The organism is Pseudomonas sp. Eqa60 (assembly GCF_018326405.1).
Taxonomy (GTDB): Bacteria; Pseudomonadota; Gammaproteobacteria; order Pseudomonadales; family Pseudomonadaceae; genus Aquipseudomonas; species Aquipseudomonas protegens.
In genome coordinates this window covers 4,712,713-4,726,578 of the sequence record NZ_AP024342.1, presented here as the reverse complement: position 1 = coordinate 4,726,578, position 13,866 = coordinate 4,712,713, and the positions used below count along the sequence as shown (strand labels likewise).

9 protein-coding genes and 1 pseudogene are annotated in these 13,866 nt (G+C 64.9%); 5 read left to right on the top strand and 5 right to left on the bottom strand.

Annotation, left to right across the window (positions count from 1 at the left end):
* Positions 1–20 precede the first annotated feature (20 nt).
* Positions 21–1,648, top strand: a pseudogene (locus tag KI242_RS21335) (twin-arginine translocation signal domain-containing protein).
* A gap of 10 nt (positions 1,649–1,658) precedes the next feature.
* Here KI242_RS21335 and KI242_RS21330 read toward each other — a convergent pair.
* The 5 genes from KI242_RS21330 to KI242_RS21310 all read right to left on the bottom strand — a co-directional run bounded on the left by KI242_RS21330 (position 1,659) and on the right by KI242_RS21310 (position 7,060).
* Positions 1,659–2,096, bottom strand: a complete 438-nt coding sequence (locus KI242_RS21330; protein WP_174395610.1) for an SMI1/KNR4 family protein — start codon at positions 2,094–2,096, stop codon at positions 1,659–1,661.
* A gap of 18 nt (positions 2,097–2,114) precedes the next feature.
* Complete coding sequence (locus tag KI242_RS21325) at positions 2,115–2,414, bottom strand: DUF3349 domain-containing protein (RefSeq protein WP_174395609.1); 300 nt, start codon at positions 2,412–2,414, stop codon at positions 2,115–2,117.
* Positions 2,415–2,514: 100 nt separating this feature from the next.
* On the bottom strand, positions 2,515–3,906 hold the full coding sequence (locus KI242_RS21320) for an efflux transporter outer membrane subunit (RefSeq protein WP_212805546.1): 1,392 nt from the start codon (positions 3,904–3,906) through the stop codon (positions 2,515–2,517).
* 7 nt (positions 3,907–3,913) lie between these two features.
* The gene (locus KI242_RS21315) at positions 3,914–5,887 is read right to left on the bottom strand and encodes a MacB family efflux pump subunit (RefSeq protein WP_212805545.1); all 1,974 of its coding nucleotides are present in this window, start codon (positions 5,885–5,887) and stop codon (positions 3,914–3,916) included.
* Positions 5,888–7,060, bottom strand: coding sequence for an efflux RND transporter periplasmic adaptor subunit (locus tag KI242_RS21310; RefSeq protein ID WP_015636412.1), 1,173 nt, complete (start codon positions 7,058–7,060; stop codon positions 5,888–5,890).
* Between the two features lie 326 nt (positions 7,061–7,386).
* On the opposite strand from KI242_RS21310, the gene KI242_RS21305 reads away from it, so the two are divergent.
* The 4 genes from KI242_RS21305 to KI242_RS21290 all read left to right on the top strand — a co-directional run bounded on the left by KI242_RS21305 (position 7,387) and on the right by KI242_RS21290 (position 13,591).
* Entirely contained in the window at positions 7,387–7,869 is a 483-nt protein-coding gene (locus KI242_RS21305; RefSeq protein ID WP_026020154.1) for a sigma-70 family RNA polymerase sigma factor, read from the top strand.
* 149 nt (positions 7,870–8,018) lie between these two features.
* On the top strand, positions 8,019–9,356 hold the full coding sequence (locus KI242_RS21300) for a SidA/IucD/PvdA family monooxygenase (RefSeq protein ID WP_212805544.1): 1,338 nt from the start codon (positions 8,019–8,021) through the stop codon (positions 9,354–9,356).
* A 548-nt stretch (positions 9,357–9,904) separates the two neighbouring features.
* Positions 9,905–12,670, top strand: coding sequence for a magnesium-translocating P-type ATPase (gene mgtA / locus KI242_RS21295; RefSeq protein WP_212805543.1), 2,766 nt, complete (start codon positions 9,905–9,907; stop codon positions 12,668–12,670).
* A gap of 204 nt (positions 12,671–12,874) precedes the next feature.
* Entirely contained in the window at positions 12,875–13,591 is a 717-nt protein-coding gene (locus KI242_RS21290; RefSeq protein WP_015636409.1) for an MgtC/SapB family protein, read from the top strand.
* Positions 13,592–13,866: the final 275 nt, after the last annotated feature.

The following is a 13,866-nucleotide window of genomic DNA, read 5'->3' as shown; positions in this document are numbered from 1 at the left end:
CACTGGATAAAGGTAGAGCGATGAGGTTTTCGAGAAGAGGATTTTTGACCGGTCTGGCGGTGACGGGAGCGGCTATCCCTGTGGCGTACTACACCCAGAAGGAGTTGCTGCGTCAGGATGTTCGCCGCAAGGAAGAGCAGGAGATCACCCCCGGGGAAGCCAAGCTGGAGGTGGCCCTGGACCCTGGCGTGCGCCTTGCCGATCACCTGCGGGGCATCTGGGATATCGAGTTTCTCGACGCCAACGGACCGCAATCCCTGCCTCGTAAAGGTTGTGAGTTGTTACTGGATGCCGGCCCCACCGGGCGCGGCTTGCGTGGCCTCCTGGGGCGTGCGCAGAGCCTGCGAGGCGACGGCCCGGTGGAGTTCATGGTGCAGGGCGACCTGGCGTCGGTGGACGCCGCCAGGTTGCGCTGGCGCTTGTTTGCCGGTGGCCGCATCGCCGGTGCCCCCAGCCATGAATGCCAGGTGGTGCTCGATGAGGTCTGGGCCAGTTGGGGCAATGCCGGCAGCGGCACCCTCAGTGGCAGCCTGCAGTCGCTGCAGGCGTCGCCACTGGCGCCGGTATCCGCGGCGCGTTTTGTGGCGCGCAAGCGAGTCTTTCCTGCCGCCCGGGACCAGAGCGGGCTGAGCCCCGCCTTGCTGGCGTGGCTGGTATCGCCGCAGCACCGCCTGTTCCATCAGCTCTGGCACGCTTCGCGGGACCGTTGGCACACCCTGCCCAAGGACAAGCGCAACAGCCTGCGGGGGCTCGGCTGGCAGCCGGGCCCGGTCAAGCATGAACGTGACGCCCGTGGGCGGCGCAAGCACCGCAATGCCTCGGGCATCGATTTTCTGTTCATGCACCGGCACATGTTGCTGCACGCCCGCTCGTTGCAGCCGGACCTGGTGTCCTGGCAGCAGTTGCCGCAGCCCTGTGCCCGTCTTGAGCAGGACCGGCAGGCCTTTATCCGCTATTACGAAAACCACGACGGCTGTTCGGTGCCACCGGCCTGGGTGGCCGACGATGATGAAGAGTTCACCCAATGGCTGCACGGGCTGAAAGGTGATGCGGCGTTCTATGGCAACTTCCAGGTCTGGGAGTCGCAGTACCAGGACCCCGAGTACCTCAGCCACCTGACCCTGGGCCAGTTCGGGTCCGAGGTCGAGCTGGGCCTGCACGACTGGCTGCACATGCGCTGGGCGGATGTCGCCCGCGATCCTTCCAACGGCATGCCGGTGATGGAAGCGCGCCTGTCCTCGGACTTCGCCGGGCGCTGGTACCAGCCGCAGAATGACTTTCTCGGCGATCCCTTCTCGTCCCACGTGCACCCCATGTTCTGGAAATTCCATGGCTGGATCGATGACCGGATCGACGACTGGTTACGGGCCCACGAGCGCTACCACCCCGGCGAAGTGTTGCGCCGTGAGGTCAATGGCGTGCCCTGGTTCGCCCCCGGCGTTGGGTCGAGATCGACGACCCGTGGCTGGGGGCCTCGACCCATGGCTGCGGCCCCCTGGGCAATGCCCCGGGAGAAATGTCCCTGGAGATGGATCAGGAGGTCATGAAGCTGGCCTTGCGCATCGCCCTGAGCCGCGACGAAGAGGTGCCGGACCTGCTCAAGCGGGCACCGCGGCGGCCTTGGTATGCCCAGCACTTGAAGCTCTGAGGCGGGGGATTCAGTTGCTCAGGGCCACTTCGGCGAGGAAGCTCAAGAGCCCGTTGTATCGGCTGGTTTGCCATTGCCCGCAGCTGTGGTCGAAAAACTCGACCGGTGCCAGGCAGTGCCGGTTCTCGATCCTGAACCCGTAGAAGTCACCGCAACCGTTCTCTGAAAACAGCAGGTGACGGCCGGTGATGGCCGGGTGCGCCCGGTTGATCTCCACCAGGTGGAAATCACTGCTGCTGTCCAGTGAGTAGAGCATGGCCAGGGCAAAGTAGCCGCCGCCGCACTCCTTTAGGAACCAGGCGTATTCGGCTGGCAGTTGCAGCCCCAAGGCCTGCTGCGCCTCCAGGACCTGGGTTTGGCTGGCAAGGCGGTCCGACGGCAGTTCGAACCAGATCGGATGGCTGCGTTTGCGCTCGTCCAGCAGTTGCTTGAAGTCCTCGACGTTCATTGTTTGCTCCTTGCGCAGTCAGTCGTCCGTCAGGATGGCCCGGGCGCCGTGCCGCTCCAGTAGCGCCTGCAACGCTTGCAGCTCTGCGGCGGGCGGCGGCTGGCCGGTCACGGCGGCGTAGAGGTCGTTGAGAATGAGGTCCGCGTCCCTGTGGGTGAGCTGCGCCATCAACTGCGCCAGATTGCGGTCGCACAAGTGCGGGTACAGCAGCACCAGAAGGCGCTTGTAGTCGCGGTTGTCGAGCCCGTTGGGGTAGACCTTGCGCAGCAGGGCCAGCAGGTCTGCCAGTGGGTCGTGCGGCGCATTTTCGAGGGACATGGGGTTCTGTTGGCGGTGGGGCGGGAGGGGATTCTAAGCGATTTCACGCTCGACCGCTGCGCCGGGCGCGGGAGTGACCGGGCCGGGCACTCCCGCCGTGTCAGTGGCTCCAGCCGCCCCCCAGGGCCTTGTACAGGGCAATGCTCGACTGCAGGCGCGACAGCCGCAGTTGCACGTTCTGGTCCTGGGCGGTGTACAGGGTGCGCTGGGTTTCCAGGACGGTCAGCAGGTCTTCGGCGCCGGCCTGATAGCGGCTCTGGGCGATCTCGAAGGCGCGCTGCGCCTGGTTCAGTTCTTCGCTCTGCCACTGGCGTTGCTGGTCCAGGCCGCGAATGCTGTTGAGGGCTTTCTCCACATCGGCAAAACCATTGATGATCGCCCCGCGATAAGTCTCCAGCAGCTCTTGCTGGCGCGCTGTGGTCCTGTCCCGTTCGGCGCTCAGGCGCCCGTTGTTGAAGATCGGCGCCACCAGCCCGGAGGTGAGGTTGTAGAAGGGATTGCGCAAGACATTGCCCAGCTTGTCGGCGTTCGAACCCAGGTTGGCGGTCAGGGTCAGGGTCGGCAGCATTGCCGCCCGCGCCACTTTGACATCGGCCTGGGCCGCCGCCAGCCGGGCCTCGGCACCGGCGATATCGGGACGGCGGGTCAGCAGTTCGCTGGGCACCCCGGCATCGATGGTCGGCCAGTTCAATTGGGCAAAGGGCTGGTCGTTCAGTTTCAGGCTCTGTACCGGCCGGCCCAGCAGGGTGGCGAGGGTGATCTGCGCCTCTTCGGCCTGCTGTTGCACCAGGGGCACCTGGCGTTGCTGGGCGGCCACCAGGCTTTTCTGCTGGGCCAGTTCCAGGGCGGTGGCCGAGCCGGAGTCATAGCGGGTCTGCACCAGTTGCAACACGTTCTGCGCATTGGCCAGGTTGAGTTCGGCGATACGGCTCTGTTCGCGCAGGGACAGGACCTGGGCATAGCTGTTGGCCACGCCGCTGAGCAGGGTCAGCTCAACGGTGGCCTGGTCGAACTCGCTGGCCTGGACCCCGAGCAGGGCGCTGTCGTAGGCGGCGCGGCGGCCGCCCCAGAAGTCGACTTCATAGGTGGCGCTCAGGCCCGCGTCGAACGAGTTCGTGACCTTGCTGTTGCTGCTGGAATCGAGCTGGCTGGAGTCGTTGCCCCGCAACTGTTTTCTGCGGCTGGCGTTGAAGGTGCCATTGACGCTGGGCAGCAGCGGTGCCCCGGCGACGATGGCACTGGCCTGGGCCTGGTGGACCCGGGCCATGGCGGCGGCCAGGTCGTGGCTGCCGGCCCGGGCTTCGGCGATCAGTTGGTCCAGCTCCGGGCTGCCGAAACGGGTCCACCAGCGCAGGTCTTGCTGCCGGTCGCCCTGGCTGGCGGGAGAGTGCCAGGACGCCGGTGCTTGCAGGCCGCTTTCCGGGCGCGGCGCCGGGCTGCTGCAGGCCGCCAGCAAAATACTGGCGGCCAGGAGGGTCAGGTGCACTTTCATAGATCGATCATTCACTGGTAAGGGCCGTGACCGGGTCGAGCCGGGCAGCTTTGCGGGCCGGCATGAAGCCGAAGATGACGCCGGTGACCAGGGCGCAGGCGAAGGCGCCGAGCACTGCGGCCAGGGAGAAGGCCACCGCCACTTCGCTGAGAATCAGGATGCCACCGATGATCAGGGCCACGCCGATGCCGGCCAGGCCGCCGACCACCGAAAGCATCACTGCTTCGGTGAGGAACTGGCGCAGGATGTCGCGCTGGCGGGCACCGGTGGCCATGCGGATACCGATTTCCCGGGTGCGTTCGCGCACGGTCATGAGCATGATGTTCATCACCCCGATGCCGCCCACCAGCAGCGAGATCGCGGCGATGGCGCCGAGCATCAGCGACAGGGTGTTCTGGGTCCGGGCCTCGGCCTGGATCATCGCGGCGTTGTTGGTCAGTTCGAAATCGCGCTTGCCACCGTGCATGCGCAGCATCAGTTCATCGATCTCCTGTTCGGTCTGCTTGACCCGGCTGGCATCGGCGGCGGCGATCGCCACGTACTGCGGGTTGTGGTCGCCGAACAGGCGGATGCTGGCGGCGGAGTAGGGCACAGCGATGCGGTCGTCACTGTCGCTGTCGCCGGAGCTGGCGCCTTTTTCCGAGAGTACGCCGACCACCTGGAACGGCACGTTTTCGATGAGGATGTACTGGCCGATGGGGTTGGCCACGTCCTTGAGGAGCTTTTCCCGGACCTTGTGGCCAATCACCGCCACTGCCGCTGCCGAGCGTTCGTCGGCCTCGCTGAAGTAGCTGCCCTGGGCCACGGGCCAGTTGAAGATTTCCGGGAAGTTGGTGTCGTTGCCGCCCACGTAGCTCATGTAGTCGGCGTTGCCGAAACGCACCCCGGCCTTGGCGCCGTTGACCGCCATGATCCGTTTCACCTGGGGCAGGTTGGCTAGGGCGGCGACGTCATCCAGGGTGACGATGCCTTCCGGGGTGCGCGGGTTGGGCGAGTAGCCGCTCAGGTAAATGATGTTCGAGCCAAACGCCCCCATCTGCGCCATCACCTGGCGCTTGCTGCCTTCGCCCACCGCCAGCATCACCACCACCGAGGCCACGCCGATGATGATCCCCAGCAGGGTCAGGGCGGTGCGGAAGCGGTTGATCCACATCACCCGCCAGGCGGCCTGTATGGCTTCCAGCAGTTCGCCTTTCCAGGCACCGGTGGGCTCGCTGCCGTCGGCCAGGCGCTGGCGCAGGTCCACGGCTTGCAGGGCGCCGGCGTTGGCGCTCAATTGTACCGAGGGATCGCTGGTGGCGGTGTCGCTGATGATCTCGCCGTCGCGGATCTCGATGATGCGCTTGGCCCGTGCCGCCACTTCGCGGTCGTGGGTGATGAGGATCACCACGTGGCCCTGGCTGGCCAGTTCGTCCAGCAGGGCCATGACTTCGGCGCCGCTGTGGCTGTCCAGGGCGCCGGTGGGTTCGTCGGCGAGGATGATGTGGCCGCCGTTCATCAGGGCGCGGGCGATGGATACCCGTTGCTGCTGGCCACCGGACAATTGATGCGGGCGGTTGCCGCTGCGGCTGGCCAGGCCCAGGCGCTCCAGCAGGGCGGCGGCGCGGGCGTGGCGTTCGGCGGCCGGGGTGCCGGCGTAGATGGCCGGCATCTCGACGTTTTCCTGGGCCGAAGCCGAGGGGATCAGGTGGTAGCCCTGGAACACGAAGCCGAAGGCCTCGCGGCGCAGCCAGGCCAGTTCGTCGCTGTCCAGGTGAGCCACGTTCTCCCCGGCGAACAGGTACTCGCCCGAGGTCGGGCGGTCCAGGCAGCCGAGGATGTTCATCAGCGTCGACTTGCCGGAGCCCGAGGCGCCGACGATGGCGACGAACTCGCCGGCGTGGATCGACAGGTCGATGCCCCGCAGGACATCGACCTGCGGGCTGTCGCCGCCGCCGTAGGATTTGCGGATGTTCCTTAGGTCGATCAGAGGCGTCTGCATTCAACCCCCGCTGCTGTTGGCCGGGCCGATCAGCAGATGATCACCTTCGTTCAAGCCGTCGAGGATCTGGATGCGCAGGCGGTCGCTGATGCCGACCCGGACCTTGCGTTCGTCGATCGAGCCGTTCTTGGCCACTACCCGAGCCATCTGCAGGTCCGGCTCGGTACTGCCGTGCAGGGCGGCGATGGGGGCAGTGAGCACATTTTTTGCCTGATTGGCGACGAAGAACACCTGGGTGGTCATTTCCGCCATCAGGGCGTTGTCGGCGTTGTCCACGTCCAGCAGCACGGTGTAGAGCACCACCCGGCCGCTGCCGCTCTTGCTGGTGCTGTTGGGGCTGCCGCTGCCCTGGCTGGATTCGTTGAGGGGCTTGGGCGGGATCGGCAGGATCTGCCGCACAGTGCTGGTCCAGCGTCGGTTGCCGCCGCTCAGGGTGGTGAAGTAGGCGTGCATGCCGGGTTTGACGTGGCCGATATCGGCTTCCGAGACTTCGGCCCAGACGGTCATGGGCGAGAGCTTGGCGATGCGCAGGATCAACGGGGTCTGCTGTTGGGCGTTGAGGGTCTGGCCTTCGCGGGCGTCCACCGCGACCACGGTGCCGGACATGGGCGCATAGATGCGCGTGTAGCCCAGTTCGGCCTGGTCGCTGCGCAGGCTGGCCTGGGCCTGGCGGATCTGCGCCTTGTACATGTCGATCCGCGCCTGGGTGGCCTTGAGTTCGGCCTGGGCGGTCTGTACGTCTTCCTCGCGGGTGGCGCCGCCGGCCGCCAGGTTCTGCTGGCGCTGGTACTTCTGCCGGGCCAGCTGGTTCTGGGCGTACTGCTCCTGCAACTGGGCCTGCAGGTTCTCGATGGAGAAACGGCTGGCGTCGAGTTTCGCCTGCTGGGTGGAGGGGTCGATCTCCACCAGCAACTGGCCTTCCTTGACCTGATCACCGGATTCGACGTGGATCTTGCGGATCTGCCCGGACGCCTGGGCGCCCACATCCACGTAGCGTCGTGGCTGCAAGGTGCCCAGGGCGGTGACGCTGCTTTCTATATCGCCGCGGCTCACTTGCACGGTGGTGAACTGGTCACGGCCTGCCGGGATGAACTTCCAGGCAGCGATGGCAACAACGGGGATCACACACAGTGCGGCAAGCAGGGCGCGTCGGGTAGGGCGAGGACGTTTCATGCAGGGTTCCGGCCAGGGGATATCGGCCCGTCACAACGGCCAGCTGCACAAGGGGCAGCCAGGCTTGCGGCTGCCGCAGGAACGGCAGAGACGGGGAGCTGTCAGGTAAACGAGATGCCGGGGGGGGAATTTAACTGCCGACACATGGCGTTACAGCTGTCGGAACACTGAAAATAAACCCACCGCGGTGCTGCGCTACTTTAAATCTATATGAGAATTACTATAAATTACGCCGCTACTAAACAGCCATCACGAATTACCGGGTGCAATCGGCCATGGCCGGACTTGCTCAAGGACAGAACCGCCCCAGTGGGCGCTCGGGAGCCCTGTTGGAAAACTACTATCGCGAGCTGATGTGCTTCCTCAACGCCAAGCTGGGCAATCGCCAGGTGGCCGAGGATGTGGTGCATGACGCTTATGTGCGGGTCCTGGAGCGCTCCAGCGATACCCCCATCGAGCAGCCGCGGGCGTTTCTCTATCGCACGGCCCTGAACCTGGTGATCGACGGCCATCGGCGCAATGCCTTGCGCCAGTCCGAGCCCCTGGAGGTGCTGGACAACGAAGAGCGTTACTTCAACCCTTCGCCGCAGACCAGCCTGGATCACGGCCAGCGCCTGGAAATGCTGCAACGGGCCCTGGCCGAGCTGCCCCGGCTGTGTCGCGAGAGCTTCCTGCTGCGCAAGCTCGAAGGCCTGTCCCACCCGCAGATCGCCGAACAGCTGGGGATTTCCCGCAGCCTGGTGGAGAAACACATCGTCAATGCCATGAAGCATTGCCGGTCGCGCCTGCGCCAGTGGGATGCTCAATAACGCGTTGCCGTTGAGACGTATTTAGTTAAATTTTTTTTCATTGTCCTCGTCCCTACTCAACAGACGATCTGCTGTCCTGCATGGGCCAGTCGGGTCACCGTGACACTTTATCCCCCGCGTTGAGGCGGTTTATCCAGAGGACACTGGAAATGACACAGGCAATTGCATCGGCCCACGTTCACGATTTGATCGGTATCGGTTTCGGCCCCTCGAACCTGGCGCTGGCCATTGCGCTGGAGGAGCGCGGGCAGGAGCACGGTCCGCTGGACGCGTTGTTCCTCGACAAGCAGGCTGACTATCGCTGGCACGGCAACACCCTGGTAACCCAGAGCGAACTGCAGATTTCCTTCCTCAAGGACCTGGTGACCCTGCGCAACCCCACCAGCCCCTATTCCTTCGTCAACTACCTCAAGCACCACGGGCGCCTGGTGGACTTCATCAACCTGGGCACCTTCTATCCATGCCGCATGGAGTTCAACGACTACCTGCGCTGGGTGGCCGGGCATTTCCAGGAACACAGCCGCTACGGCGAAGAAGTGCTGGCCATCGAGCCAGTGCTGCACAACCAGCAGGTCGAGGCGTTGCGGGTGATTTCCCGGGATGCCCAGGGCAGCGAACTGGTGCGCACCACCCGTTCGGTGGTGGTCAGTGCCGGCGGCACGGCGCGGGTTCCGGAAACCTTCAAGGGGCTCAAGGGCGATGCGCGGGTGTTCCACCATTCCCAGTACCTGGAATGCATGGCCAGTCAGCCCTGTGTCAGTGGCAAACCGATGAACATCGCCATCATCGGCGGCGGGCAGAGCGCGGCAGAAGCCTTCATCGACCTCAACGACAGTTTCCCTTCGGTGCAGGCCGACATCATCATGCGCGGTTCGGCACTCAAGCCGGCGGATGACAGCCCGTTCGTCAACGAAGTGTTCTCCCCGGCCTTCACCGACCTGGTGTTCCAGCAGACCGGCAGTGAGCGCGAGCGCCTGGTCAGCGAATACCAGAACACCAACTACTCGGTGGTGGACATCGACCTGATCGAGCGCATCTACGGGATTTTCTACCGGCAGAAGGTTTCCGGCATCGCGCGCCATACCTTCCGCACCATGACCACGGTGGAGAAGGCCACCGCTACCGACCTGGGCATCGAGCTGATCCTGCGCAACAGTGCCAGCGGCGAGCGCGAAGTGCGTCACTACGATGCGGTGGTGCTGGCTACCGGCTACGAGCGGCAGATGCATCGTCAACTGCTGGCGCCGCTGCAGGCCTACCTGGGCGACTTCGAGGTGGACCGCAATTACCGCCTGGTGACCGACGAACGCTGCAAGGCCGGCGTCTACATGCAGGGCTTCAGCCAGGCCAGCCATGGCCTGAGCGACACCTTGCTGTCGGTGCTGCCGATCCGTGCCCAGGAGATTGCCGATTCGCTCTACGAACACGGCAAGAGCCGCGGTCACAGCCGTTCGGTGCGTGACATGCTGCTGGCCACCGCCAGCTGATCGGCGCCACCTCCGTTCTTGCGGACCTCTTCGCCGGCAAGCCGGCTCCTGCCATTCGGGGCTATCCCGGGTGTTTTTTGTAGGAGCCGGCTTGCCGGCGAAGGCATTCCTGAACCTTGGCTGAAGAACTTTTCGATTCCCTCTGCCAGGGTTTCCCTCCGGTTTACTCTGCAAATAGTGCGGCGTAAGCTGCGCGCGTTTTCAATCAGTGGAGGCCCAGTGTGGGTACTTGTTCGAGTGACAGGAGTCGGCCGGTTTCAGTAACCGGCGCAGTCCCGGCAAGATAGCGCGCAGCCTTTTTCCTGCCGCTGTCTCGCCGTCCAGCGAGATGCGGCATCCCGATCGCGAACTTCTGTGGTTCGCTTCCCGACGCCACTTCCTGGCGACTTCTATTTCCCCTTCGACCCGGCCGGCTGCCGTGTCGTGGTGGCATCGACGCGCAGGTCCAGGACCTGCGGATCAGGCATGCATGGAGGATTACCCTCCGGCAACGCCCGATCGTACCTGCCTGCGGTTTTCCCTACGCCGTTGCTGCAGGAGTCATCATCATGAAGCTCACCCTGTTGAAAGAGTTCTTTGCCGGCTTCCTGCGGACCCGGCATTTCGCCCGGCACTTCCGCCGCCTGGCACTGCTGGAAAGTTTCAGCGATGCCAGCGTCAGCCGCGACGTGCCGCCGACCCTGGCGCAAACCCTGGTGGCGGCGGCCAACAGCGATGCCGCGCAACTGCTGGACCAGCTCGGCAGCCACACCGACGGCCTGAGCACCGAGGAGGCCGATGCCCTGCGTGAGCGTCACGGCCTCAACGAGGTCGAGCACGAGCAGGCGCTGCCCTGGTGGACCCACCTGTGGCACTGCTACAAGAACCCCTTCAACCTGCTGCTGACCCTGCTGGCGGTGATTTCCTGGCTGACCGAAGACATGAAGGCGGCCACGGTGATCTTCTCCATGGTGGTGCTCTCGACCCTGCTGCGCTTCTGGCAGGAGGCCAAGTCGAACAAGGCCGCCGATGCCCTCAAGGCCATGGTCAGCAACACCGCCACGGTCATGCGCCCAGGGTCGGCGCCCCAGGCCGCGCCGATGCTCGGCCGCCTGCTGGGGGCCGCCGCCGAGGTCAAGGGCGCTCAGCGCATCGAGTTGCCGATCAAGCAACTGGTGCCCGGCGACCTGATCGTGCTCTCGGCCGGCGACATGATTCCCGCCGACTGCCGGGTGCTCAGCGCCAAGGACTTGTTCGTCAGCCAGGCGGCCATGACCGGCGAATCCATGCCGGTGGAGAAATTCCCCCGCCAGCAGGACGCCGACACCAGCAACCCCCTGGACCTGGACAACATCCTGTTCATGGGCACCAACGTGGTCTCCGGTTCCGCCACGGCAGTGATCCTGACCACCGGCAATAGCACCTATTTCGGCGCCCTGGCCCAGCGTGTCAGCGCCACCGACCGCGCGCCCACCTCGTTCCAGAGCGGGGTCAACAAGGTCAGCTGGCTGCTGATCCGCTTCATGTTCGTCATGGCGCCCCTGGTGCTGTTCATCAACGGCTTCACCAAGGGCGACTGGATGGAGGCGCTGCTGTTCGCACTGTCGATCGCCGTGGGCCTGACCCCGGAAATGCTGCCGATGATCGTCACCTCGACCCTGGCCAAGGGCGCGGTGTTCCTGTCGCGCAAGAAGGTCATCGTCAAGCGCCTGGACGCGATCCAGAACTTCGGCGCCATGGACGTGCTGTGCACCGACAAGACCGGCACCCTGACCCAGGACAAGATCTTCCTGGCGCGGCACGTGGACGTCTGGGGCGAGGATTCCGACGACGTGCTGGAAATGGCCTACCTCAACAGCTACTACCAGACCGGGCTGAAGAACCTGCTGGACGTGGCGGTACTGGAGCACGTCGAGGTGCACCGCGAGCTCAAGGTCGGCACGGCATTCCAGAAGGTCGATGAAATCCCCTTCGATTTCACCCGTCGGCGCATGTCGGTAGTGGTGGCGGAACAGGACCGGCCGCACCTGCTGATCTGCAAGGGGGCGGTGGAGGAAGTGCTGGCGGTGTGCCGCAACGTACGCCATGGCGAAGCCGAGGAAGCCCTGACCGAGAGCCTGCTGGCGCGGATCCGCCAGGTGACCGCCGACCTCAACGAAGAGGGGCTGCGGGTGGTGGCGGTGGCCGCGCGGCCGATGATCGACGGGCGCGATACCTACAGCCTGGCGGACGAGTGCGAGCTGACCCTGATCGGCTACGTGGCATTCCTCGACCCGCCCAAGGAAAGCACTGCGCCGGCCCTCAAGGCCCTGGCCGAACATGGCGTGGCGGTGAAAGTGCTGACCGGTGACAACGAGCTGGTGACGGCGAAGATCTGCCGCGAAGTGGGCCTGGAGCAGCAGGGCCTGCTGATGGGCAACGACATCGAGCGCATGAGCGACGAGCAACTGGCCAGGGCGGTGGAAACCACCAACGTGTTCGCCAAGCTGACCCCGAGCCACAAGGAGCGCATTGTCCGCCTGCTCAAGGCCAACGGCCACGTGGTGGGCTTCATGGGCGACGGCATCAACGATGCCCCGGCGCTGCGCACCGCCGACATCGGCATTTCCGTGGACAGCGCGGTGGACATCGCCAAGGAAGCGGCGGACATCATCCTCCTGGAAAAGAGCCTGATGGTGCTGGAGGAGGGCGTGCTGGAAGGGCGCCGGACCTTCGCCAACATGCTCAAGTACATCAAGATGACCGCCAGCTCGAACTTCGGCAACGTGTTCTCGGTGCTGGTGGCCAGTGCCTTCATTCCGTTCCTGCCGATGCTGCCGATGCACCTGCTGGTGCAGAACCTGCTGTACGACATTTCCCAGATCGCCATTCCCTTCGATAACGTCGATGAGGAAATGCTGAAAAAACCGCAGCGCTGGCAGCCGGCGGATGTGGGGCGGTTCATGCTGTTCTTCGGGCCTATCAGCTCGATCTTCGACATCACCACCTTTGCCCTGATGTGGTACGTGTTCGACGCCAATACCCCGGACCACCAGACGCTGTTCCAGTCCGGCTGGTTCGTGGTGGGGCTGCTGACCCAGACCCTGATCGTGCACATGATCCGCACGCCGAAGATTCCGTTTTTGCAGAGCCGCGCGGCCATGCCGTTGATGGTGATGACCGGCGTCATCATGGCGGTGGGGATCTTCCTGCCGATGGGCCCGCTGGCGCACTACTTCAAGCTGCAGGCGCTGCCGTCGCTGTACTTCGTGTTCCTGCCGCTGATCCTGCTGGCCTACATGGCCCTGACCCAGGCGGTGAAGGGCTTCTACGTGCGACGCTTCGGCTGGCAGTAATGCTGCCCTGTAGGAGCCAGCTCGCTGGCGAAGGCTGTGTTGCCAGCGAAAGCTCCCCGGCGGGCTAAGGCGCCCTTACGGGCCTCTTCGCTGGCAAGCCGGCTCCTACGGTCAGCCGTGCATCACGGCAGGCCATGAGACGTTCATGGACCGCTGCTAGAGTCCTCTGGTGCCATTCATGCCCTTCGCTCAAGGACAGTCGCCATGCAAGCCCTGCACAACATCAACCTGGACTCGCTGATCGATACCCTGGTCAGCCTCAGCGCCGCCTTTATCCTCGGGGGCCTGATCGGCTTCGAACGCCAGTACCGCCAGCGCACCGCGGGTTTGCGCACCAATGTGCTGGTGGCGGTGGGGGCCGCGATCTTCGTCGACATGGCCAACCGCCTGGGGGGCGCCGAAGGGGCGGTGCGGGTGGTGGCCTACGTGGTCTCCGGTATCGGCTTTCTCGGCGCCGGGGTGATCATGCGCGAGGAGGGTAATGTCCGTGGGCTGAATACCGCCGCCACCCTCTGGGCCTCGGCGGCGGTGGGGGCCTGCGCCGGTGCCGACCTGATCCTCGAGGCACTGCTGGGCACCCTGTTCGTGCTGGCCGCCAATACCCTGCTGCGGCCCATCGTCAACAACATCAACCGCCAGCCCCTGGACGTGGTGTCCGCCGAGGTCACCAATATCGTCTACGTGATCGCCCACCGCTCGAAGCAGAAGGCAGTGTTCGCCCTGCTGGAAGCGGAGCTGGCGCGCTGCAACTACCCCGCCAGCGACGTTGATGTGCACGCCTTCGGTACGGAGGATGTGGAGATCGAGGCGACCCTGGCGACCACCTCGGTGGACGGTGACGAACTGGATGCGCTGGTGGCCCGGCTGTCCACATCGCCCTGGGTGCAGCAGGCGTTCTGGAGCCCGAGCACCACCGAATGAGCATTTTTCGCCTCCGCCAGGGGAGGCATGAGATACGGCTCGGCTTTTCTCGGAAGGGGCTTACCGGACAACAAGACTTTTCCGCGGGCTGGCCCCTGCTAAAAACCGTGGCCGGTGGTTAGGGTAGGGCACGGTTGCACAGCGGGGCCGGAGGGCGAGCCGCGAGCGCCAGGCGGCCGGGGTCGAGCGCCGTCCGCCGGGGGGCCTTGGCAGCGACTTTCAGGTTGTTCCTAGAGCCAACTTCCACCCACTGGCTTAGCCTTCCAGCGGCCCGG

Coding starts and splice junctions, on each gene's coding strand:
- KI242_RS21320 (WP_212805546.1), bottom strand. CDS start 3,906: ATGAAAGTGCACCTGACCCTCCTGGCCGCCAGTATTTTGCTGGCGGCC.
- KI242_RS21310 (WP_015636412.1), bottom strand. CDS start 7,060: ATGAAACGTCCTCGCCCTACCCGACGCGCCCTGCTTGCCGCACTGTGT.
- mgtA (WP_212805543.1), top strand. CDS start 9,905: ATGAAGCTCACCCTGTTGAAAGAGTTCTTTGCCGGCTTCCTGCGGACC.
- KI242_RS21330 (WP_174395610.1), bottom strand. CDS start 2,096: ATGAACGTCGAGGACTTCAAGCAACTGCTGGACGAGCGCAAACGCAGC.
- KI242_RS21325 (WP_174395609.1), bottom strand. CDS start 2,414: ATGTCCCTCGAAAATGCGCCGCACGACCCACTGGCAGACCTGCTGGCC.
- KI242_RS21300 (WP_212805544.1), top strand. CDS start 8,019: ATGACACAGGCAATTGCATCGGCCCACGTTCACGATTTGATCGGTATC.
- KI242_RS21315 (WP_212805545.1), bottom strand. CDS start 5,887: ATGCAGACGCCTCTGATCGACCTAAGGAACATCCGCAAATCCTACGGC.
- KI242_RS21290 (WP_015636409.1), top strand. CDS start 12,875: ATGCAAGCCCTGCACAACATCAACCTGGACTCGCTGATCGATACCCTG.